Source organism: Janthinobacterium agaricidamnosum NBRC 102515 = DSM 9628 (genome assembly GCF_000723165.1).
Taxonomy (GTDB): Bacteria; Pseudomonadota; Gammaproteobacteria; order Burkholderiales; family Burkholderiaceae_D; genus Janthinobacterium; species Janthinobacterium agaricidamnosum.
Genome location: NZ_HG322949.1, coordinates 663733 through 686283, shown reverse-complemented (window position 1 = coordinate 686283; position 22551 = coordinate 663733). Strand labels below are relative to the sequence as shown.

Sequence of the window (22551 nt, the reverse complement as noted above, 5' to 3'; positions counted from 1 at the left end):
GCAGGTATAGTGTAATCGGCTTAATCTCCAGGCATTATTGATCCCACCCTCATTTGAGGAAAATATGAGCGAAAATATCAAACACATTAGCGATGCATCTTTTGAAGCAGACGTCCTGAAATCCGATCGTCCGGTCCTGGTGGACTTCTGGGCTGAATGGTGCGGACCATGCAAGGCCATCGCCCCGATCCTGGAAGAAGTCGCCAAGGAATACGACGGCAAGATCCTGATCGCCAAGATGGACGTCGACGCCAACCAGGCCGTTCCAGGCAAGTTCGGCATCCGCGGCATCCCGACGCTCATCCTGTTCAAGAACGGTGTTGCGGCAGCGCAAAAAGTGGGCGCGATGGCAAAAGGCCAGTTGACCTCTTTCATCGACAGCAACATTTAATTACGCTACCATAGGCGGCGAGGCGCCCGCAGCGCCGCCTGATTGGCCGGGAACCGGGCTGACACCCCTTCCCACTTGATCAACACCACGCAGTCCCCTCCCCTACCTTTACTTCCCGTCTCGGGACACTCAACACACTATGCATTTATCTGAATTAAAGGCCCTACACGTATCCGCCCTGCTGGAGATGGCGATCGGTCTTGATATCGACAACGCGGCCCGTTTGCGCAAGCAGGAACTGATGTTTGCGATCCTGAAGAAACGCGCGAAATCAGGCGAACAGATTTTTGGCGACGGCGCCCTGGAAGTGCTGCCCGACGGCTTCGGCTTCCTGCGCTCGCCCGACGCCAGCTACATGGCGTCCACCGACGATATTTATATTTCCCCTTCGCAAATCCGCCGTTTCAACCTGCACACCGGCGATTCGATCGAAGGCGAAGTCCGCACCCCGAAAGATGGCGAACGTTATTTCGCCCTGGTGAAAGTCGACAAGGTCAACGGCGAATCGCCGGAAATGTCGAAACACCGCATCCTGTTTGAAAACCTGACGCCGCTGCACCCGAACGAGCCGCTGCGCCTGGAACGTGAAATGAATGGCCAGGAAAACATCACCGGCCGCATCATCGACCTGATCGCCCCGATCGGCAAAGGCCAGCGCGGCTTGCTGGTGGCGTCGCCGAAATCCGGTAAATCCGTGATTTTGCAGCACATCGCCCACGCCATCACCGCGAATCACCCGGACATCACGCTGATCGTGCTGCTGATCGACGAACGCCCGGAAGAAGTAACCGAGATGCAACGCTCGGTACGCGGCGAAGTGGTCGCCTCGACCTTCGACGAACCGGCCACCCGCCACGTGCAGGTGGCTGAAATGGTGCTGGAAAAAGCCAAGCGCCTGGTCGAAATGAAAAAAGACGTGGTCATCCTGCTCGATTCGATCACCCGCCTGGCGCGCGCCTACAACACCGTGATCCCGGCCTCCGGCAAGGTACTGACCGGCGGTGTCGACGCGAATGCGCTGCAACGTCCGAAACGTTTCTTCGGCGCAGCCCGTAACATCGAAGAAGGCGGCTCGCTGACCATCATCGCCACCGCGCTGATCGAAACCGGTTCGCGCATGGATGACGTGATCTTTGAAGAATTCAAAGGTACCGGCAACATGGAAGTCCATCTGGAACGCCGCCTGGCCGAGAAACGCGTCTATCCTGCGATCAACCTGAACAAATCCGGCACGCGCCGCGAAGAGTTGCTGATCAAGCCAGACCAGCTGCAAAAAATCTGGATCCTGCGCAAGTTGCTGTACTCGATGGACGAGATCGAGGCGATGGAGTTCATTCTCGACAAGATGAAAGCGACCAAGAACAACGCCGAGTTCTTCGACATGATGCGCCGCGGCGGATAAAACCTACTGCGCGACCCGCTCTACGGCCTCCGTTGCTCGCTGTACATTCGTACAGCTCCGCTACTCAGCCGTATATCGGGCCTGCTCGCTACGGTTTTATCTGCTGCAGAACTGTTCATGCAAAGGCCGCTCCCTGTGGGCGGCCTTTTTCGTTGCGCGCAACGGTAAAGCGCCGTATAATCTGCGGTTGCATTATTTTAAACCCTGGCAAGTGATCGGCAATCGGGTCAAGAAGCAAGACGACCGACGAAGTGCCGTTTGGCTACCAAACTATCAGAGGTACACATGAAAGAAAATACTCACCCAGATTACCGCGAAGTCGTGTTCCACGACCTGTCGTGCGATTTCAAATTCGTCACCCGTTCGACGATCCAGACCCGCGAAACGATCACCCACGAAGGTAAAGAATACCCACTGGTGAAGATCGAGGTTTCGGCTGAATCGCACCCGTTCTACACCGGCAAGCACAAAATCGTCGACACCGCTGGCCGCGTCGAAAAATTCCGTCAAAAATTCGGTTCCGTCGGTTCGAAAACCGCTGTCGCAGCAGGTTAATTCTTACCTCTACGATAAAAAAGGCAGCTACGGCTGCCTTTTTTTTGTTTGCTTCCCGGTTTTCCTTCATACTCCCGTCTACCTCTTTTTTTGCCTACTGATTGATGAAGCCAGTCCGCCTTCCCGCTGCCGCCACCCTCGCGCTGCCACGCTGGGCCTTGTTCGCGCTCGGCCTGCTCTATATCCTGCCCGGCCTGATCGGCCGCGAGCCATGGAAAAACGATGACGCCGCCAGTTTCGGCATCATGTGGACCATGGCCCAGGGCGGCTTGCACGACTGGCTGTGGCCGAATATCGCCGGCCTGTCGATGCCCGAGGAAGGCCCGCTGGCATTCTGGCTGGGCGCCGCCTCGATCAAGCTGTTCGGCTGGCTGCTCGGCGACGTGCTTGGCGCGCGCATGGCCACCATCGGTATCTTCATGATAGGCGTGCTGTCGGTCTGGTTTACTGCTTTCAACCTGGGCCGGCGCAGCGATGCCCAGCCGCTGAGGCTGGCCTTCGGCGGCCAGCCGGAGCCCAACGACTTTGGCCGCACGCTGGCCGACGCTGCCGTACTGATCTATATCGGCTGCCTCGGCTTGTTGTCGCATAGTCATGAAAACACGGCCGAAACGCTGCAAGTCTCGCTGCTGGCGTATTTCCTGTACCGCGCGGTGCGTTATGTCGAACTGCCATCGCTGCGCAATGCCGCGCTGATGGGCCTGAGCATGGGCGTGCTGACCCTGACCCGCGGCTGGATCGCACCGGCCGCGCTGACCATCGCGCTGTTCCTGTGCACCCTGTTCCTGCGCCTGCCGGCTTGGCGCACGCTGCGCCACCTGGCGCTGGCGATCGGCCTGGCCGCGCTGATCGCCATGATCTGGCTGCTGCCGGGCGAATTAGTGCGGCCGTTCAACCGTTCCCCACTGCAAGCGTGGATGGCCTGGAACTGTAATCAGCTGAGCCTGCCCAGCCTCAAATCGCTGCAATTCTTTTATCGCGTCGGCATGTGGTTTTGCTGGCCAGCATGGCCGTTCGCCGCCTGGGCGGTGTACGCCTGGCGCCGCCAGCACCATGTGTTGCACATCGTGGTGCCGCTGACCTTCGTCGCCATGCTGACGCTGCTGGCGCTGTTTCACCCGAACCCGGATCAAAGCCAGATGCTGCCGCTGCTGCCGCCGCTGGCCGTCATGGCCGCGTTCGGCCTGCTGACGATGAAACGCGGCGCCATCAACGCCATCGACTGGTTCTCGGTGATGGTGCTGACCATCGGCGCCGGCATCCTGTGGCTGCTGTGGTTCGCCAAGCTGACCGGCTGGCCGGTAAAGCTGGCCAACAACGTGCTGAAACTGGTGCCCGGCATGACGCCGGAACTCGACCTGGTGTCCTTCTTCGTCGCCGCCGGCGTCACCGCCGGCTGGATCGCACTGGTGCACTGGCGCATTTCGCGCCAGCCGGCGGTGCTGTGGCGCGCGGTGGTGCTGTCGTCCGGCGGCCTGATCCTGATCTGGGTCTTGCTGATGACGTTGTTCTTGCCTGAACTCAACTACAGCAAGAGCTACGCGATCGTCGCGTCGCAGATCGCCAACAAACTGCCGCCCGGCGATAATTGCATTAATACCAATGTTGGCCCGGCCCAGCGCGCATCGTTCGTGTATTACGGCCACTTGCCGTTTTCCGGCGTGCGCCACCAGCATTGCAAGCTGCTGCTGCTGCAAGACAGCACCGATATGCGCGACGGCAAGGAACTATTGCCTGGCCACCAGGGCAAGGAGTGGATCAAGCTGTGGGAAGGCCGCCGCCCGTCGGATGACGTGGAGCGCTTCCAGCTGTTCCAGCGCGCCGAATAACACAGCCCTGACGCCGTCAAGACCGCCCCGGCCGCGCTTGCGCCCGGGGCATTTTTTATAGGTGGAAGAAGGTGACATCATTATCAATATGACTACACTTGTTGCGCAGAGTAATTATTTATACGCAGCGGCAAGCACGTTGCACGCCATCGGGTTATAGTGGACACCGAGCGCATTGCCGCATGAAATTGCCGTCACACCATCTTGCCGCCCCGCGCACTCATCCCGAATAATCGCCCGGTTCTGCCCTGCCCCAGCAAGCCCGACTATCATCGAGTATTGCCATGCCTATTCTTTATCAACTCCGGCTTGCACTGCGCAACACCTATGTCCGCCTGACGCTGGCCGTGCTGCTGGTGCTGTCGATTGCCGGCGCCATGTATCTGTCGAACGAGGTGCCGCAAGACGCCAGTCCGCTGCTGCGTTCGCAAAACATTGCCGAAATCACCGCGCTGGCCGGGCAGGAGCAGCGCCTGGAGTATCTGGTGGTGGCCAAGCCGCTGTCCGATGCGCCGCGCTACATCTTCAAGTTCAAGGATGAAAAGCAATTGCATGTGGTTAAGGTGCCAGCCACGTCCCATTTGAGCCTGGAACGCGAAATCCTGTTGCGCAACGCGATTCCGTACGCCATCGCCAGCGACGATTACCTGGCCGCGCACAAGGCCGTGCTGCTCGACGCCGACGACGGCCCGCTGCAAGCGGCCGGCGCACTGCTGAAACGCCACGCCTTCGACATTTTCCTGGTGCTGTTGATGCTGTTCGTCTTGAAATTCGGCATACCCGGCATGGGCTTGAGCGCCAGCGTGATCACACCCGACAAGTTGAAAGGCAGCCTGGACGACTTGATCGGCATGGAAGACATCAAGCAGGAAGTGCTGCACCTGGAAGACATGATACGCAACCGCGCACTGTACCGCTCGCATAATATCGACAAGCCGTTCAACGTCATGCTGACCGGCCCGGCCGGCACCGGCAAGACCAAGCTGGCCGGCTACCTGGCGAAACGGCTGAACGTACCGCTGATCCAGGCGTCCGGCTCGGCGCTGGAATCGGGTTATATCGGCGGCGGCTCCAAGGCCTTGAATGCGCTGTACCGCAAAGCTTGTGCGCGCGGCAATTGCATCATTTTCCTAGATGAAGCGCAAACCCTGTTCATGCCGCGCGGCCGCGGCGAAAAGAAATGGGAAGACGATACCGCCAACACCTTGCTGGGCTTGCTGGACGGCGTCAAGAGCGAGCAAGGTAGCGGCGTGATCTGGGTGGTCGCCTCCAATTTCGACGATGCGTCGAGCCAGATGGATGAAGCGATGCTGCGCCGTTTCCCGGTGAAAATCAATTTCCGCCTGCCCAACAAAGCCGAGCGCCGCGACTTGCTGCACAGCTTTTTATCGCGCAAGGAAAAAGGCTGCGTGGACTGGGATCATCTGGACCTGGGGCAAGTCGCCGACATCACGGCCAACCTCAGCCCGGCCCTGCTGGAAACCGTGGCCGAGAGGGCCAGCATGATGGCGATCCAGGAACATGTTTTGATCGATACCGAACTGCTGTTCCGCGCCTTCGAGCGGGCCACCATCGGCTTGACCGACCGCGCCGCCAGCGCCGAAAAGAACTTGCAGCGCGAACGGGTGGCCTTGCACGAACTGGGACATTTCTTCATGCAGATCGATCCGTATTTGCGGCAGGGCATGCCGCTGGCCGATATCAAGCAAAAGTCGCATCTGCTGAAGATCAGCACCGAATCGGTGTCGAAGCTGGGCGCGCTCGGCTACGTGCTGTCGGCCGGCGACGACATGGCCTTGCGCACGCTGGAAGAACTGGAGCGCGACGTGATCCAGCTGTACGGCGGCGTGGCGGCGGAAGAGTTGTTTTACGGCGCGCGCGGCATTTCCATCGGCAGCCAGAACGACATCCAGAAAGCCACCACGCTGCTCGACACCATGGTCAACAAGCTGTCGATGTATTCGCGCTCCAAGCTCGATTACAGCCAGTTGAAACACGACAATGGCGCCGACCATACGCTGCTGCAAGTCGAAGCCAAGGCCGACGAACTATATAACTACACTTTGACGGCCATCGCCGATTACAAGGATGTGATCGAGCTGATCAAGCAGGATTTGCTCGACCGCTATGTGTTGTCGAAAGATGCCGTGTTTGCGCTGCTGGAACAGCATATGGCCCCCTCCCTCGCCTGAGGTCAAGCTGCCTGCCTGACGCCTCCATGGCGTCGGGTTCTCCCCATGGAGTGCCGCCCATCGATGCCGGCTTGATCCGGCATCCCGGACCAGATAGGCGGCACTCCTCGTTTCCGCAGAATATTTCCCCTCATCAATACCTCGGCGACAACACCAGCCCCGTCATTTGACATTTGACGGTGCGCAGGGATACGGCCCAGCTGCGGATCACCTGCATTATTTGCATGCCTATCCGCGCTCCCCAATGGCACCAGAACTGGTGATCGGACGAGTGAAACAAAGGCGCGTGCTCTCAAGGTACTGCATGATGGTGTCAAATTGGGATGCAAGGATTGTGCGAACGCCTTACAAATTGAATTTGACCATCCCTTTCATCTCGCAGTCCTGTCTTCGGCGTGCTCTGGCAGCGCCGGGACACGCAATGGCACGACGATGCTGCGGTGGCGCCGCGCGCCGTGTCCGGCCTGACGCGCGCAGTACAGCATGATGCGCCGCTGATGGCTTGCCCTGCCGACGATGCCTGTCCCGCCAGCGGCGTGTGGCAGCCGTGGGTAGACGCCTCGCATCCGCTGCAGGCCATCGTCAACCAGCATTGGCGACAGGTATGGCTGACCAAGGGGCAGGCGTTTGATGGACGACCTGGGCGTCAAACTGGCATAGCCATAAATGAGCAAGGAGTCAACCATGAAACACCAAGGACGCGGCGTCATCCGCATGGGTGACCAGACCGACCATGGAGGGCAAGTCATCGGGGCGTCCTCCGGCACCATCGTCATGGGTAAAGCCGCCGCGCTCGCTGGAGACATGACGCATTGCGCGAAATGCACAGGCGATTTTGCAATCCAGCCGGATGGCGCCGGCGCAAGGCACATGGGCCGCTCGTATGCCTACGGTGATGTCACAGCGTGCGGCGCGAAGCTCATACCGTCGCTGAACGCCGGCGCCATGACATGACATGACAGTTTTGCACGGTCGATGCTCAATTCACCAGGAATGGAGCGGCGGACTACGCAGGTGGGGAATTGCATCTAAAATGAAGGCCGGATCGTATGTCATGAGCAAGCTCTATCGACATTAACGGTTATCCCTTCACTCCTCCCCCATCAAATCATGAGCAACGTATCTGTTGAAGTAATTGAATCTGTCCAACAACTTTGCGACGCCTGGAGTATCTTCATCAAAGATCGCAACGGCGATGTCCGCGACGAGCCGGGCATGGCGATCCGCTGGGCCGACAGCCAGTTCGGATTCTGGAGCTGCATCGCGCTGATCGAACAGGACGTGAGCCGCCAGTTGCTTGAAACGCGGCTGCAACAAGCCGTCGAGCTGATGCGCAGTAAAAAGCAGCCCGGTTTGATCTGGCTGTTCGAAGACTTGCTGGACCCTGCCGCCCGCGATGCTTTGCCCGAGACGATAGAACAAGCCGGCCTGACGCTGGCGCTGGCCGGCTTCGGCATGGCTGGCGACATCCTCCCTATTCCTGAACCGCATCATCCTGAGCTGCGCTTTGTCCGCGTCACGACCGAGGAGCAATTGCTGGCCTACGCAGACATCAACGCGCGCGCCTATGGCATGCCGCTGGAAGCGGCGCGCGACGGGCTGCAAGGTTCGGCACTGTGGAAGCAAGGCATCCACGCCTACCTGGCGCTGGAAAACGATGTGCCGGTGTCGTGCGCCGCCTCGGTCGCGGTCGACGGCCGGCTGTTCGTCGCCCTGGTCGCCACCAATCCCGATGCGCAGCGCAAGGGGTATGGCGAAGCCGTGACCCGCAAGGCATTGCATGAAGGCGCCAAGGCGACCGGACTGACCCGCGCGATACTGCACGCGACGATGGCCGGCGCGCCGGTATACGAACGGATCGGCTTGCACAAAACGTCGTCTGTCCATTTTTACGAACTGAAGGTATAAACATGACTGATATCAATCAACAACCCGGCGATCTGCCGCGCCGCGGCGACTGCAAGCGGCTGCGCGCCGCCGACAGCTTCACCGGCAAGCAAGGGCTCAATTATCAAGTGGGCATTTCGGCGCAGTCGGTCGGCGCCACCGGCATCCATATGCAGCTGGCCACGCTGCCGCCCGGCGTGCGCGGCAAGACGCATAAACATGCGATGCACGAAACCGCCATCTATGCGATCAGCGGCGTGTCCGCGGTCTGGTATGGCGACCGGCTGGAACACCACGAACAAATCGAGGCCGGCGACTTTTTCTATATTCCCGCCAATATGCCGCACCTGCCGTACAACCCGCATGCGTCGGAGCCGGCGGTGGTGCTGATTGCACGGACCGATCCGAACGATCAGGAAAGCGTCGAAATGCTGCCGCAGCTGGACCTGCTCCGGCAGCCATGAATTACACCAGGCCGGCGGCCAGACCGAGGTCGCCGGCCACCTGCTGGCGCAGCACATGCTTCTGAATCTTGCCGGTCACCGTCATCGGGAAGGCGTCGACGAAGCGAATGTAACGCGGAATTTTGTAGTGGGCGATTTGCCCGCTGCAAAAGGCGCGTACTTCGTCGGCGTCCGCTTGCATGCCGGGCCTTAAGATGATGCAGGCACACAATTCCTCGCCATATTTGGCGTCCGGCACGCCGACACATTGTACGTCCAGCACTTTCGGATGACGGTATAAAAACTCTTCGATTTCACGCGGATAAATGTTTTCGCCGCCCCGTATCACCATGTCCTTGGAGCGGCCGACGATGCTGCAAAAGCCATCATCATCGATTACCGCCAGGTCGCCGGTATGCATCCAGCCCGCCGCATCGATCGCTTCATGGCTTTTTTCGACGTCGCCCCAGTAGCCGCGCATCACCGAATAGCCGCGCGTCAGCAATTCGCCCTTGATACCGCGCGGCACGATGTTGCCCTCGGCATCGACGATCTTGACTTCCAGGTGCGGATGGATGCGGCCGATGGTCGATACCCGCAAGTCGACCGGGTCGTCGACCGAACTCTGGAAACTGACGGGCGACGTTTCGGTCATGCCATACGCGATCGTGATTTGCGCCATGTGCATCGAGTCGATCACGCGGGTCATTACTTCTTTCGGGCAAGGCGAACCGGCCATGATGCCAGTGCGTAACGTCGACAAGTCGTAGTGCTGGAAATCGGCATGGTCGAGAATCGCGATGAACATCGTCGGCACCCCGTGCAGCCCGGTGCAGCGTTCGGCCTGCACGGTTTCCAGCACCGCCTTGGCGTCGAAGCCCTCGCCCGGATAGACCATCGCCGCGCCATGCGTCACGCAAGCCAGATTGCCCAGCACCATGCCGAAGCAATGGTATAGCGGCACCGGGATGCATAGCCGGTCGTGCCCGGTCAAACGCATCGCCTCGCCGATGAAAAAACCGTTGTTCAGGATATTGTGATGCGTCAGCGTCGCCCCTTTCGGCGCGCCGGTGGTACCGGAAGTAAACTGGATATTGACCGGGTCGTCGAATTGCAGCATCGCGGCGATCCTTTCCAGATCGGCGATATCGGCGCCATTGATCCCTTGCAGCAGGTCGTCGAAATTGACCATGCCCGGCGTCTTCCCATTGCCGAGACGGATCACATGGCGCAAATGGGCCAGCCGCGCCGATTGCAGCCGGCCCGGCTGGCTGTGGTGAATTTCCGGCACCACATCTTGCAAGATCGCGATATAGTCGCTGGACTTGAACGACGGCGCCAGGATCAGCGCACTGCATTGCACCTTGTCGAGCACATATTCCAGCTCGGAACGGCGGTAGGCGGGATTGATATTGACCAGGATCAAACCGGCCTTCGCGGTGGCGAACTGGGTCAATACCCATTCGGCGCAGTTTTGCGACCAGATGCCGACCCGCTCGCCCGGCCGCAAGCCCAGCTTCAACAAGCCGGCCGCCAGTTGATTGACCTTGTCATGGAATTGGCGGTAGCTCCAGCGCACGTCCTGGTGCGGCACCACCAGCGCCGCTTGCGGGCCGAAGCGGGCCGCCATGCGGTCCAGATGGGCGCCGATGGTGTCGCCGATCAAGGGGGTGTCGTGTGCGCCGTGTACATAGCTCATCTGCTGCATACGCTCTCCTGGAATGGTTTTTTATCAAGTTCCTTAGTGTACCAATACAAATGGCTGCCACGTATTGGAGTGCAACATGAACTGGCAACAATCTTTGCTTTAATATGCCGAACCGTCCCGGTATTCAGGCAACGACAAAAAGGCAGTCCGGTGGATCAACTACAACAGGGTTTTATCTTGACGCGGCACTGGCGCGATACGCCGGCCGGCACCGAAGTCGACTTTTGGCTGGCGACCGAAAACGGCCCGCGCCATCTGCGCCTGCCGATGCAGCCGTCGGTCGCCTTCATTCCGGCCGAGCAGCGCGAACGGGCCGAAGCCGTGCTGCAAGACGACCGCCGTATCGAACTGCGCCCGCTGTCGCTGCAGGATTTCCGCCATCGCCCGGTGCTGGGCCTGTATTGCCAGCAATACCGCCATTTGCTGAAACAGGAAAAGCTGTTGCGGCAACATGGCGTCGATGTCTATGAAGCCGATATCCGGCCGCAAGAGCGCTATCTGATGGAGCGTTTCATCACGGCGCCGGTCCGGTTCGGCGGCCAGCCTGGCCCCGGTGGCAAGGGGCCGCTGCTGGAAGGCCAGCTGAAACCGGCGCCAGGCTACCGGCCGCGCTTGAAACTGCTGTCGCTCGATATCGAGACCACCGCCCACGGCGAGCTGTATTCGATCGCGCTGGAAGGCTGCGGCCAGCGCCAGGTGTATATGCTGGGCCCGCCAAACGGCAACCACGAGCAGGCGCGCGATTTCGAGCTGGAATATTGCGACAACCGCCCGTTGATGCTGGAACGGCTGAACCAGTGGCTGGAACGGCACGATCCGGACGCCATCATCGGCTGGAACCTGGTGCAGTTCGATTTGCGCGTATTGCGCGAGCATGCCGAGCGCTACCATATTCCGCTGCGCCTGGGACGCGACGGCAGCGCGATGGAATGGCGCGAACACGGCGGCAAGCAGCAGCATTTCTTTGCGGCGGCGGCCGGCCGGCTGATCATCGACGGCATCGAGGCATTGAAATCGGCGACCTGGAATTTCCCGTCGTTCAGCCTGGAAAATGTGGCGCAAACCCTGCTTGGCGAGGGCAAGTCGATCGATAATCCCTACCAGCGCATGGCCGAAATCGACCGCCGCTTCGCCGAAGACAAGCCGGCGCTGGCGCGCTACAACCTGAAGGATTGCGAGCTGGTGACGCGCATCTTCGCCAAGACCGAGCTATTGACCTTCTTGCTGGAACGGGCCAGCGTGACCGGCCTGGCGACCGACCGCAGCGGCGGTTCCGTCGCCGCGTTCGAACATTTGTACTTGCCGCTGATGCACCGCCAGGGCTATGTGGCGCCCAACCTGGGCGATATTTCCGGCGAAAACAGTCCCGGCGGCTTTGTGATGGATTCGCAATCGGGGCTGTACGATTCGGTGCTGGTGCTCGATTACAAAAGCCTGTATCCGTCGATCATCCGCACCTTTTTGATCGATCCGGTCGGGCTGGTGGCCGGCACCCGCGACGGTGCGCAAGATACCGTGCCGGGTTTTCGCGGCGCGCAATTCTCGCGCGACCAACACTGCCTGCCAGCCATCGTCAAGCAAGTCTGGCAAGGCCGCGAAGTGGCCAAGCGCGAACATAACCAGCCGCTGTCGCAGGCATTAAAAATCATCATGAACGCGTTTTACGGCGTGCTCGGTTCCAGCGGCTGCCGTTTCTTCGATCCGCGCCTGGCGTCGTCGATCACGTTGCGCGGCCATGAAATCATGCACCGCACCCGCGAACTGATCGAGGCGCAAGGCTATCAAGTGATTTACGGCGATACCGACTCCACCTTCGTCTGGCTGAAACACGCGCATACCGATGACAAGGCGGCCGTCATCGGCCGCGCGCTGGTGGCCCACGTCAACCAGTGGTGGGATCGCCACCTGCGCGAGGAATTCGGCCTCGACAATGCGCTGGAACTGGAATTCGAAACCCATTACCGGCGCTTCCTGATGCCGACCATACGGGGGTCCGAACTGGGCAGTAAAAAGCGCTATGCCGGCCTGGCAGGCAAGCCGGACGGCAGCGAAGAAATGATTTACAAGGGCCTGGAAACGGTGCGCAGCGACTGGACGCCGCTGGCCCAGCAATTCCAGCAAGCGCTGTACCAGCGCATTTTCAAGCGCGAAGCGTACCGCGAGTATGTGCGCGACTACGTCAGCCGCACCACCCGCGGCGAGTTCGACAGTTTGCTGGTGTACCGCAAGCGGCTGCGCCGGCCACTCGAAGATTACCAGCGCAACGTGCCGCCGCACGTGCGCGCGGCGCGCAGCGCCGACGAATACAACCGGCAGCAAGGACGGCCGCTGCAATACCAGAACGGCGGCTGGATCAGCTATGTGATCACGGTGGCCGGACCGGAACCGCTGGAAACCCAGCGCTCGGCTATCGACTATGAACATTATCTGACGCGCCAGCTGCAACCGGTGGCGGACGCGATACTGCCGTTCCTCGGCGACGACTTTGCGACGCTGATCAGCGGCCAGCAACAGTTATTTTAAAACAGCCAAGACGGCCATTGTTATGTAAAAATCACCCTTTTCAGGCGGTACTGTGTGCGTAACGTGGGTTTCTGCCTTGAAATGGCGCATAATTGCGGCTGTACCGTTGAACCAGCAATCAAGTTGAGCCAGCAATCATTTTTTGTTAATTTTTGAATGAATTGAATACTATGACCGAAATCACGTCCTTAAGAGACATTCCGCAAAACAACATCTTCCGCAAGGGCGATACCTTTGTGCTGTTTGGCGAGCTGTTCGGCCGCGGCTACGTCAATGGCTTGCTGGACGAAGCACGCAAGGCGGGCATGAACATCATCGGCATGACCGTCGGCCGGCGCGATGAAAACCTGGCGCTGCGTCCATTGAATGCGGAAGAACTGGCCGAAGCCGAAGCCAACCTGGGCGGCCGTATCATCAACGTGCCGCTGATGGCCGGTTTCGACCTCGACGCGCCGGCCGGTGAACCGACCCCGACCGCGCTGCTGGCCGACATGACGCTGAAAAGCTGGCAAGAAGACAAACTCGACTGGGCCCAGATCGAGCGTTGCCGCACTGCCGGCGTGGCGCGCTTCAGCGCGTCGGTGGCCAAGGCCATGGCCGAGCTCGACAGCTTGATCGCCGACGGCAGCAATGTGTATTTTGCCCACACCATGGCGGGCGGCATTCCGAAAGTCAAAGTGTTCCTGGCGATCGCCAACCGTATCTACAAAGGCCGCGGCGAACGCTTCATGTCGTCGCGCGCACTGCTCGACAGCGACCTGGGCAAGCTGATCCTGATGAATTTCGACGAAGTGACCGCCAACACCTTCGGCCATTTGATCGAAGGCAGCGCGGCGATCCGCGCCCGCCTCGAAAAAACCGGCGGCCAGGTGCGTTACAGCGCCTATGGCTACCACGGCACCGAAATCCTGATCGACGATCAATACCAGTGGCAAACCTATAGCAACTATACCCAGGGCCTGGCCAAGATGCGCCTGGAAAACATCGCCAAGGCGGCATGGGACAAAGGCATCCAGGCCAGCGTGTTCAATTGCCCGGAAATCCGCACCAATTCGTCGGACATCTTCGTCGGCGTGGAACTGTCGCTGTTCCCGCTGCTCAATGCGCTGAAAAAAGAAGGCGGCGCGGCATGGGCCCAGCAGCAATGGGATGCGTGCCAGGCCTTGCTGGAAGACGGTGTGTCGCTGCAAGACTTGCTGGACAAGATCGCCGCCTACAACGGCGACGCCACCAGCGTGGTATTCCGCAACTTCGCGGCCTGGCCGATGGACAATACGCCGGAACTGGCCGACGTCATGATCGGCACCTCGGAAGACATCACCAAGCTGCACAAGGACCGCAAGGCCTTGATCACCGACCATCTGAGCTCGCTGGTACTGGAAGGCACCGGCCCGCTGATGTTCCATGAAATGTCGAAACCGGCCGCGCCGGTAATCTGGCTCAACCACGACATCATTTCGCGCCAGCTGAACTCGGTGCACCGCTAATCTTCCGCTGTTCCAGCCGGCCCGGGCGACAAGTCCGGGCCGGTTTCCCCCCGTAACGCCGCCCCTCTTTCCTGCCGCTGTCCTTTGCTATCCAGCAAGGCTGCTTTGCCGCGCCCATAAAAAAAGCCCTGCCGCAGCGTTGTCGCTGCGGCAGGGCAAGGGATCGTTCTAACTACTTGGCAAGGAGATTACTTACCAACCGATACCCAGCACCATGTGTTCTGGTTTTGGTGCTTGTACCGTCGAACTTTCGTCGGACACGTCGTCGTAAGCGAAGCCATAAGCCTTGCCGCCGACGCTGTGCTTGTGGAAGAAGTTCGCATACGCATTGGACGGTGCGGCGCCGTAGAAGGCGGCCGGTTGAGCCCAATTCGCAGCATCGCCCGCCACGTGACGATTGAACGCCGCGCACAGCTGTGCTTCGATCTGCTTCTCGTGATCGTTGCCGCTGGCCAGGACGCCTTTACCTTCAAAGATTTCCTGGGTGGTTGGTTTGCGAGCCACCACGTACGTGTCGGTACCGATGACGGCGCCAGTGTTGGCGTCGACTTCGTTAAACACAAACTGGTCGCCGCCATTGACGCGGCCGACAAATTTCTGGCCACCGATACGCACCGTCAACGAGGTGGTACGGTAGTAATCCCAGATTTGATCGACATACGCGTCAAAGTAATGGCCATTGACCTGGCCTTCGTCGAAGGTGGTCTTGGCCGGCGCCAAAATGCGGAAGCCGGACTGTTCGCCAACCAGATACTCGGCTGGCATTTCCTTGCGATACGCATCAAACAGCGAGGCGCGGCTTTCGGTAATACCGGTTTGCTGATGGAAGGTACGGTTGGAACCGTACACATCCTGCAGCAGCGGCAGACCAAACTGGTCGACCTGGGTGGTATTGGTCCACAAGCCGTTGTCGTTGTAGCTGAACTCGTACCAATCGAAATACACGTCGGTATTCGGGTCGGTCGGGTTCAACACATTCGGCCCGGCAAAACCAACTTGCTGATTGCCATCCGCGAGGATCTTGATGAACAGCGGGCTACCCATCGACACGAAAATACGGCCTGAATCGAGCTTCGGCAATTTCAGCGTTTTGCTCTGGGCCAAGGTGAAGAAGTAGTTGCTGTAGTTCTGGCCGTTCTTGGTCAAATGGCCAGGAGCATCGTTGTCGGTCAATTGCGCTTCGACAATGGTGCCATCCGGTTTCAGATACGAGAAATGGCCGTTGGCAGGATTGCGGGCGATCACGGCAATATAGACCTGGTCGTCGCGCCATGCGCCGCCGGTATTGTTTTGCAGATCCACGCCGACGAAACCCGGGTAGATCGTGTAATCGCCATTGCCGCCGCCGGCATTGACCGTCAACGTGGCTTCTTTCGATTTCACGGTGTCCGTCAAGCCCTTGACCGACACGACCACGCTGAACGTCGCGCCATCATCAGATGCCACGGCGGCTGGCGTATCGTAGGTGGCGGAAACCGCACCGTCGATCAACTGGCCGCGCTTGTACCACTGATAGCTGAACGGCGCCGTGCCGCCCGTGACGCTGACCGCAAAATGCGCGGTCTGGCCCACCAGTACGCTGACGTTGCCTGGCTGTCCGCTGATCACGGGCAGGGTTGGCGTTGGCGGCGGCGGTGGTGGTGGCGGCACTTGCACGTCGCCCGAACCGTAGACTTCGAACTCGTACAGCGAGTAGCCGTATTGCGACGAACGTTGTACGCCTTGCATGCGGACAAAACGTGCGGTGGTGGTAGCGAACGACAGCTGTTCGATGCCGCCCTTGCCGTCGTCCTGCTTGGCTGCCTGATTCCATTGCTGACCGTCAAGCGAGGTCTGGATCAGATAGCGGCTGCCGTATGCACGTTCCCAGTTCAACACGACTTGCGACACTGGCACCGGTGCGCCGAGGTCGACCGCGATCCACGCATTGTCGTCAAAGTTCGACGACCAGCGCGAGTCGGTATTGCCGTCGACCGCATTGCGGTCCACTGCAAAACCGTCGTTTTCGGCGCCGCTGCTGGTGACCGGCTTGTTCAGGGCCAGGTTGGCACGGGTGTTTGCGTTCGGCAACACCGTCAGCAACGCCTTGGTGCTGCTGGCCGAGTGCTCGCCCTGGGTCACCACGACGCTGTACAACGCGCCGCTGTCAGCCAAGGTCAACGCCGGCGTTTGATACGCCGGATCGCTGGTGACCTGCACTTGCTGATTCCCCTTGAACCACTGGTAAGACACGCCGTCGGTAATGCTGGCCTTGACAGCGAAGTGGGCCACCTGGCCAACCACCGCGGTCTGGGTCTTCGGCTGGTCGACAATCGCCAGCTTCGGACCGAACACCTTGAACTCGAACAGCGAGTAGCCGTAGTCGGTGTTGCGTTGTACGCCTTGCATGCGCACATAACGCACGGTTTCGGTCGGGAAGGACAGCACTTCATTGCCGCCACGGCCGGTATTTTGCGTGTACACGGTGCGGTACGCCTTGTCGTCTTGCGAAACCTGGATCAGGTAGCGCTTGCCGTAGGCGTTTTCCCAGTCCAGTTCCACCTTGGTCACCGCTTGCGGCGAACCCAGGTCGATCGTGATCCAGGAAGTCTCGTTGTGCAAGTCCGACGCCCAGCGGGTCGCAGGATCGCCATCGACAGCGTTGGACGCCTTGCCGAAGTTCTCGTTCTCGACCGGTGCACTGGTCAATACGGTCTTGTTCAGCGCTAGGTTGACATCGTCGGCCGGCGCGCCATCTTGCACCAGCAAGGTGGCAGGCTGGGTGCTGGCCTTGCCGCCGGCACTGGTGGTGACGGTCACCGTGAAGGTGGCGCCATTGTCATCCAGCGTGACCGCGGGAATGGTGTAGCTGTCGCTGGTGGCGCCGGTCAATGGCTGGCCGTCGCGATACCATTGATACGCCAGGGTACCGCTGCCGTTCGCCTTGACCGTGAACTGCGCGGCATCGCCCAGTGCCACCGTCTGGCTGGCAGGTGCGCTGGTAATGACAGGCGCAGGCGCCTGGTTATTGCCATTGTTACCGTTGTTGCCGTTGTTGCCATTGCCCGGATCAACCGCGCCGACTACCGACAGGGTGACGATCTGGCTGCTGACTTCGCCGCTGACGTTTCTGGCCTTGACCTGGTATTTCGAACCATTGTCGCCAGCCTTGGCGAGCGGGGTATCGTAGAGCGGCTGCGAGCTGGTCGACACCAGGGCGCCATCGCGGAACCAGTTGTAGATCACATTGCTGCCGCTTGCCGCTGCCGAGAAGTGCGCTTGCGCGCCTGCCGCAACAGTCTGGCTTACGGGTTGCAAGGTCAATACCGGCGCCTGCACCAGACTTTCGCCGCTGACGCACAATACCTTGCCTGGCGCGTTGGTGGCCAGGCTTTGGCTCAGCAAGCCATCCGAACCGACGGTGTACGCGTACTGGTTGTCGTTTTCAACCAGTTTCGAGGTCCAGGTATTCCATTGGCCCGGGAAGGCGCAGCTTGCCGTGTTGTACTTGCTGATCGCCAATGCTTCTTCCGGTGTCGGCAAACGCATGTTTTTTGCCTGGCAATACGCTTGCGCGACAGGCTGGGTAAATTGCGCTTGTCCATCCTGGTTCGGCAGCGCATAGACCCGCCGCTGCCATGTCAGGCCGCTGGCGTTGTCGAGCACATTGTCGGCGTCGAGCACGTTGTAGCGCTGGTTCGGACCGCAACCAGGCACATTGTAGACTTCGATTTCAAACAGCGAATAACCATAATCGCTGGCGCGCTTGATGCCGGTCAGGCGCACATAACGCGCCGAGACAGGTTCGAAGGTGAACTCGTCCAGGCCGCCAGTGGCTTGGGCCGGGTGATGAATCTCTTTCCACGAGCTAGGGTCGTCCTTGGCGTTCGACACTTCGATCTTGTACTCGGAGGCATATGCCGCTTCCCAGCGCAACAGGATGTGGTTGAAGGTTTCCGGGGTCGCCAGGTCGAGCAGCACGCTGGCCGTATCGCCATCTTTCTGATCGGAACTCCAACGGGTCAGCGTGTCGCCATCGGTCAGCGCCGAGGCAGGCATGCCATCCTTGTCCTGGAAGCTGGTCGCGCTGACAAACTTGTGCAACGCCAGATTTTCACCCGGAGGAGCTTGCGTCAAGGCGGCCACTTTGCTGGTCAGGACTTCGTTGGCGGCATTGCCCGCGTTCGATACCTCGACCGTGTAGTTGCCCAGGTCGGTGCTTTTCACCGAGCTGATGGTAAAGATGCTGGTCGACGGCTTGTCGCCGGTCGGGTCATCCTTGTCGACATTGACATCGGCCGTCGCCACCACGTTGCCGTTATTTTTCCAGACGAAATGCATCGGCTTGGAACCGGTTACCGTGGCGCTGAAGCTGACCGACTGGCCGATCTGCGCAATCTTGCTGCTTGGCTGTTCGGTAAATACCGGCTTGACCGCCGCCACCACCGTCAGCAAGGCTTTCGGCGAAGTGACTGTGAGCAAGGCGTTACTGACCGTCACGCTGTATTGCGCGCCGTTATCGTCGAGCGTCACAGGGGCAGTGGTGAAACTGCTCTGTTCCGCGCCGGCGATCAGCTGGTCGTTGCGGTACCACTGATAACGCAGCGTCGGCGAGCCTTCAGCCGTCACCGTAAACTTGGCGGTACGGCCGACCGGCAAGGTCAACGCTTTAGGACCGGTGGCGATCGATGCCGGCACCGGCGGCACTACTTGCAGCGTCGCCGCTTGCGAGTAGACATTGCCCACGCTGTTCGACACATACACTTTATAGCTGCTGCCATTGTCATTGGTCGTGGTGACCGGCGTGACATAGCTGCTGCCGGTGGCGCCAGGAATTTCGGCGTTGTCGCGATACCACTTGAACGACAGCGGGCCGGCGCCCGATGCGGTGACCGAGAAGGTGGCTTGCTCTCCGGCGCTGATCAATTGACCGGCAGGTTGCACCACCACGACCGGCGCGGCCGCATCCTGGGTCGTGCCGAGCGGTACAGGCACGATCTGGAAGGTAGTCTGGGCGCTGCCCAGGCCTGGCGACGATGCGCTGACCGTCACTTGACCATCCTTGAAGCGGCTGCGCACGGCGATGCGTTGCAGGCCGGCTTCGGCCGCCAGTTCAGGCGAGTCTGGCGAGTGGTAGCTGATCATCTTGCGGATCGACGCTTCGCGGGTCGGCGAAGTCGATTTTTCATCGTTGATCTCGGCCGCTTGCGACGCGGTCAGGAAACCGATGCGCGCCAGTTCATCCGCCGAGGTCACGCGCTGTTGCGTGCCGCCGCGATAATTGCCAAGGTCGCTGACCGCGAACGTGATGTTGTTGGTCGCGGTTGGCACCACGATACCGTTGGCATCGACCACGCGGGCGGTGATGAAAGCGGCGTCGCTGCCGTTGGCGGTCACCTGGAAGCGGCTGCCGTCAGGACGCTGCAAGCCTTGCTCGGCGATCAGTTCCAGATGGTCCGGCTGGCCGGCGGTGGTGCGCTGGTCGATCGCGACCGGCTGGGCGAACTTGTCGACGTTCGGCAGGCATTCCGCCGTCACGGTGCCCTCTTTCCATTGCACGCCATCCCAATGGGCCTGGAACGGCAATTGGGTGGTGTCCTGGCTGATGTCGGTGACTTTCGAGTCGATCGGGTTCGGCACCAGGATATCGCCTTGCTGCTCGCCGTTGACTTTCAGGCGCACCGCCGGGCAGTTGCTGAATACGTTGACACGCACCTGGCCGCTGCGGTTCCAGCTATTGGCCAGGGCGACCACCGGTTTCACTTCGAACGGCGTCCACGAAGCCTGATAGGCGTAATACATCAGCTTCGGCAAACGGTTCTGGTCCAGCATCGAATCGGCGATACCGCGCACCAGCTTCGGATCGCTGCCGTCGGCATGCGCGCCGGTTTCACCCGGCGTATCGGCGAGGTACCATTGGGCCAGGCCGAAGGCCTTGGCTGCCACGCCTTCGCTCCAGTCCTTCAGATACTCGGCGACGAATTTGATTTCATAGTCGTAACCGCCACGGAAACCGCCGCCGCCCCACGATTCGGCATTCCAGGTTGGAATGTCCGGATGGTCGCGCTTCAGGTTGATTTCGCAGCTTTGACGGGTGCAGCTGAGGAAGTCGCCGTTTTCAGGATGCTTGGCGTCGCGGCTGCTTTGCGGACGCGCCAATACGGCCGGCAGATCGTCCTTGGCCGGCACTTGCTCCAAGCCGTTGCTGATATCCTTCAGGTTTTGCGCCAGCGTCGGGTTCATGATGCCGTTATTGGCTTCCCATGCCAGGATCGACGGATTGTTACGGTCGCGGTACACCATTTCGCGGTGCAATTCGGTTTTCAGCGCGTGTTTGTAACGCACATTGGCCGGGCACGAATCGGCGTCGCCAGGGTAGCAATTCTGGTCGAAGCCATCTTCGCCGTCGCCGCTAGGCTGCATGATCATGACGCCCAGCGCATCGGCCGCGGCCACGAATTCCTGGCTCGACGAGGAATGGCCTGGACGGTACAGGTTACCGCCGGCCGCGGCCAGCAATTGCAGGTCGCGCCATTGCTGCTCTTCCGGTACCGCGGTACCCAGTGCAGGGTAGTCGTAGCGGCCCGAGGCGCCCCAGAATTTGACCGCCACGCCATTGATGATCGGCGTATCGTTGTTCCAGGTAATGATGCGGATGCCCAGCGGGCTTTCGGTGGCGTCGACGATCGCGCCATCGATGCTGACAATATGGAATACGCGGTACATATAAGGACCGTGATCCGGTACATTGTTCGGATACCACAAGGTCGGATGATCGACCGTCAATTCTTGCTCGTATTTATTGACTTGCAAACCAGGACCAGCGTTCGGCGCCAGCGTCCTGGTCGTTTCCGAGTGGGCAACGATCTTGCCGTCCTTATCCAGGATCTGCGTGGTCAGCGTGACGCTCTTCGCGACCGCGCTTTCATTGAGGATATTGGTTTCGACGTGAATCTCGGCCGAGTCACTGTTGGCCGAACGGGTCGACACATACGTGCCCCAGGTCTTCAAGGTCGGATAAACGTTTTGCGGAATGTGCACCGGATCGGTGATGTACATATACACCGGACGGAACAGACCGGTGTCGCCCTGGCCGAAGCGGTAACCGCCGGCAAAATCAGGGTTGGAGAAGAAATCGCCGTTGGAGGCGGTCTTGACCGCGAGCACGTCGCTACCGTCGAACTTCAGGTACGGCGTCAAGTCGACCACGAACGGCAGGAAGCCGATCACATGGGTCGCCTTCGGATTCAGGTCGCTGGCGCCCTTGATGAACTGGCCATTGATATACACCTGCACGCCGGTATGCGAACCTTCGAACTCGACCAGTATCTTGCGGCCGATATACTTCTTGTCGATAGTCAAATGCTTGCGGTACCAGACACGGCCCAGCATGAAGCCGGCGCCGCCGCCCGATTCCCAGTTGGTGAACATGGTCGACTCATTCGGCGAATGCGGAATGCCGGTGGTGGGCCATTGGGAGTCATCGAAGTCCGGCTTGATAAAATTGTCAGGCTGGTCGTCGGTCAGGTTGTAACGCCACGGCGTGGCGCCCAAGTTGATCTTCAGGCGATTGGACGCCGGAAGTGAAACGGCCTCGGCCGCTGTGACGGAGGGACTGCTGAAAACCCCCGCCACCACGCAAAGAAGGGCAAACATCCAGTAGATGTTTGCCCAACTTGCAACTCTATTTTTTTTCATCGTTTCCCCTCAAAATAAGCCGATTTCCCGCCCCACGGCGGGAAGCACCGGCGTTTTCCCATGAGGCGATATCTTCATGCCAAGCAAAACAAGCCGCTTGACAGGAGATATTTCCTTATGGAAATTATTTCCGAGTGGGAATATATCACGCTGTCCACAAGTGGTCTAATTGATTATGCAATCGTTTTCATTTAAGCATCATTTAAAAACCACGTTCTCTGTTCCCGCTCCTGAATGGCGCGCCGCCATCACCGGCGGTGCCGCTGCTGCGCGATCCTGTTTTAAACCATTCAGTATCTATCCCGGCAGGGAGCGTCGCCGGATGGCTGCTGAGCGGCGGTCAGCAGGCGATGCATACTCTACCGGGGTGGTTCTAAGAGCCTATCCCAGTAGTGAGCGTCTTGTTCTGGCCGCGCATCAGGAGCGCGGACCAGGCGTGAGGAGGACGCGTGGCGGG

Annotated in this window: 12 protein-coding genes; 10 read left to right on the top strand and 2 right to left on the bottom strand. The window is 59.8% G+C overall.

Features of this window, described 5'->3' with window-relative positions; translation table 11 throughout:
* Nucleotides 1–64: 64 nt before the first annotated feature.
* From trxA to GJA_RS02815, 8 genes are all read left to right on the top strand, one after another.
* Nucleotides 65–391 carry a thioredoxin TrxA gene (trxA, locus tag GJA_RS02855; RefSeq protein ID WP_038488577.1) on the top strand — a complete coding sequence of 109 codons (327 nt, stop codon included), beginning with the start codon at nucleotides 65–67 and terminating at the stop codon, nucleotides 389–391.
* A 139-nt stretch (nucleotides 392–530) separates the two neighbouring features.
* Complete coding sequence (gene rho, locus GJA_RS02850) at nucleotides 531–1793, top strand: transcription termination factor Rho (RefSeq protein WP_035787757.1); 1263 nt, start codon at nucleotides 531–533, stop codon at nucleotides 1791–1793.
* 285 nt (nucleotides 1794–2078) lie between these two features.
* Nucleotides 2079–2348 carry a type B 50S ribosomal protein L31 gene (locus GJA_RS02845; protein WP_038488572.1) on the top strand — a complete coding sequence of 90 codons (270 nt, stop codon included), beginning with the start codon at nucleotides 2079–2081 and terminating at the stop codon, nucleotides 2346–2348.
* 104 nt (nucleotides 2349–2452) lie between these two features.
* Nucleotides 2453–4177: an ArnT family glycosyltransferase gene (locus GJA_RS02840; RefSeq protein WP_038488569.1), complete on the top strand. Its 1725-nt coding sequence runs from the start codon at nucleotides 2453–2455 to the stop codon at nucleotides 4175–4177.
* A gap of 284 nt (nucleotides 4178–4461) precedes the next feature.
* Entirely contained in the window at nucleotides 4462–6369 is a 1908-nt protein-coding gene (locus GJA_RS02835) for an AAA family ATPase (RefSeq protein ID WP_038488566.1), read from the top strand.
* Between the two features lie 684 nt (nucleotides 6370–7053).
* Nucleotides 7054–7323, top strand: a complete 270-nt coding sequence (locus tag GJA_RS02825; RefSeq protein ID WP_038488562.1) for a PAAR domain-containing protein — start codon at nucleotides 7054–7056, stop codon at nucleotides 7321–7323.
* A 261-nt stretch (nucleotides 7324–7584) separates the two neighbouring features.
* Nucleotides 7585–8277: a GNAT family N-acetyltransferase gene (locus tag GJA_RS02820; RefSeq protein ID WP_197539774.1), complete on the top strand. Its 693-nt coding sequence runs from the start codon at nucleotides 7585–7587 to the stop codon at nucleotides 8275–8277.
* Between the two features lie 2 nt (nucleotides 8278–8279).
* Nucleotides 8280–8720, top strand: coding sequence for a cupin domain-containing protein (locus GJA_RS02815; protein ID WP_051780201.1), 441 nt, complete (start codon nucleotides 8280–8282; stop codon nucleotides 8718–8720).
* A gap of 1 nt (nucleotide 8721) precedes the next feature.
* Here the strand turns inward: GJA_RS02815 and GJA_RS02810 are convergent, their stop codons facing one another.
* Nucleotides 8722–10407 carry an AMP-binding protein gene (locus GJA_RS02810; protein WP_038488556.1) on the bottom strand — a complete coding sequence of 562 codons (1686 nt, stop codon included), beginning with the start codon at nucleotides 10405–10407 and terminating at the stop codon, nucleotides 8722–8724.
* A 150-nt stretch (nucleotides 10408–10557) separates the two neighbouring features.
* Between GJA_RS02810 and GJA_RS02805 the strand changes: the two genes are divergently transcribed.
* Nucleotides 10558–12930 (top strand): DNA polymerase II, encoded by a 2373-nt coding sequence (locus GJA_RS02805; RefSeq protein ID WP_038488553.1) that lies wholly within the window; start codon nucleotides 10558–10560, stop codon nucleotides 12928–12930.
* Between the two features lie 170 nt (nucleotides 12931–13100).
* Complete coding sequence (locus GJA_RS02800; RefSeq protein ID WP_038488551.1) at nucleotides 13101–14417, top strand: enoyl ACP reductase FabMG family protein; 1317 nt, start codon at nucleotides 13101–13103, stop codon at nucleotides 14415–14417.
* A 192-nt stretch (nucleotides 14418–14609) separates the two neighbouring features.
* Here GJA_RS02800 and GJA_RS02795 read toward each other — a convergent pair whose 3' ends face one another.
* Nucleotides 14610–21950, bottom strand: a complete 7341-nt coding sequence (locus tag GJA_RS02795; protein ID WP_051780199.1) for a beta-1,3-glucanase family protein — start codon at nucleotides 21948–21950, stop codon at nucleotides 14610–14612.
* Between the last annotated feature and the right edge of the window lie 601 nt (nucleotides 21951–22551).

Coding starts and splice junctions, on each gene's coding strand:
- GJA_RS02825 (WP_038488562.1), top strand. CDS start 7,054: ATGAAACACCAAGGACGCGGCGTCATCCGCATGGGTGACCAGACCGAC.
- trxA (WP_038488577.1), top strand. CDS start 65: ATGAGCGAAAATATCAAACACATTAGCGATGCATCTTTTGAAGCAGAC.
- GJA_RS02820 (WP_197539774.1), top strand. CDS start 7,585: ATGGCGATCCGCTGGGCCGACAGCCAGTTCGGATTCTGGAGCTGCATC.
- GJA_RS02810 (WP_038488556.1), bottom strand. CDS start 10,407: ATGCAGCAGATGAGCTATGTACACGGCGCACACGACACCCCCTTGATC.
- GJA_RS02840 (WP_038488569.1), top strand. CDS start 2,453: ATGAAGCCAGTCCGCCTTCCCGCTGCCGCCACCCTCGCGCTGCCACGC.
- rho (WP_035787757.1), top strand. CDS start 531: ATGCATTTATCTGAATTAAAGGCCCTACACGTATCCGCCCTGCTGGAG.
- GJA_RS02800 (WP_038488551.1), top strand. CDS start 13,101: ATGACCGAAATCACGTCCTTAAGAGACATTCCGCAAAACAACATCTTC.
- GJA_RS02835 (WP_038488566.1), top strand. CDS start 4,462: ATGCCTATTCTTTATCAACTCCGGCTTGCACTGCGCAACACCTATGTC.
- GJA_RS02845 (WP_038488572.1), top strand. CDS start 2,079: ATGAAAGAAAATACTCACCCAGATTACCGCGAAGTCGTGTTCCACGAC.
- GJA_RS02815 (WP_051780201.1), top strand. CDS start 8,280: ATGACTGATATCAATCAACAACCCGGCGATCTGCCGCGCCGCGGCGAC.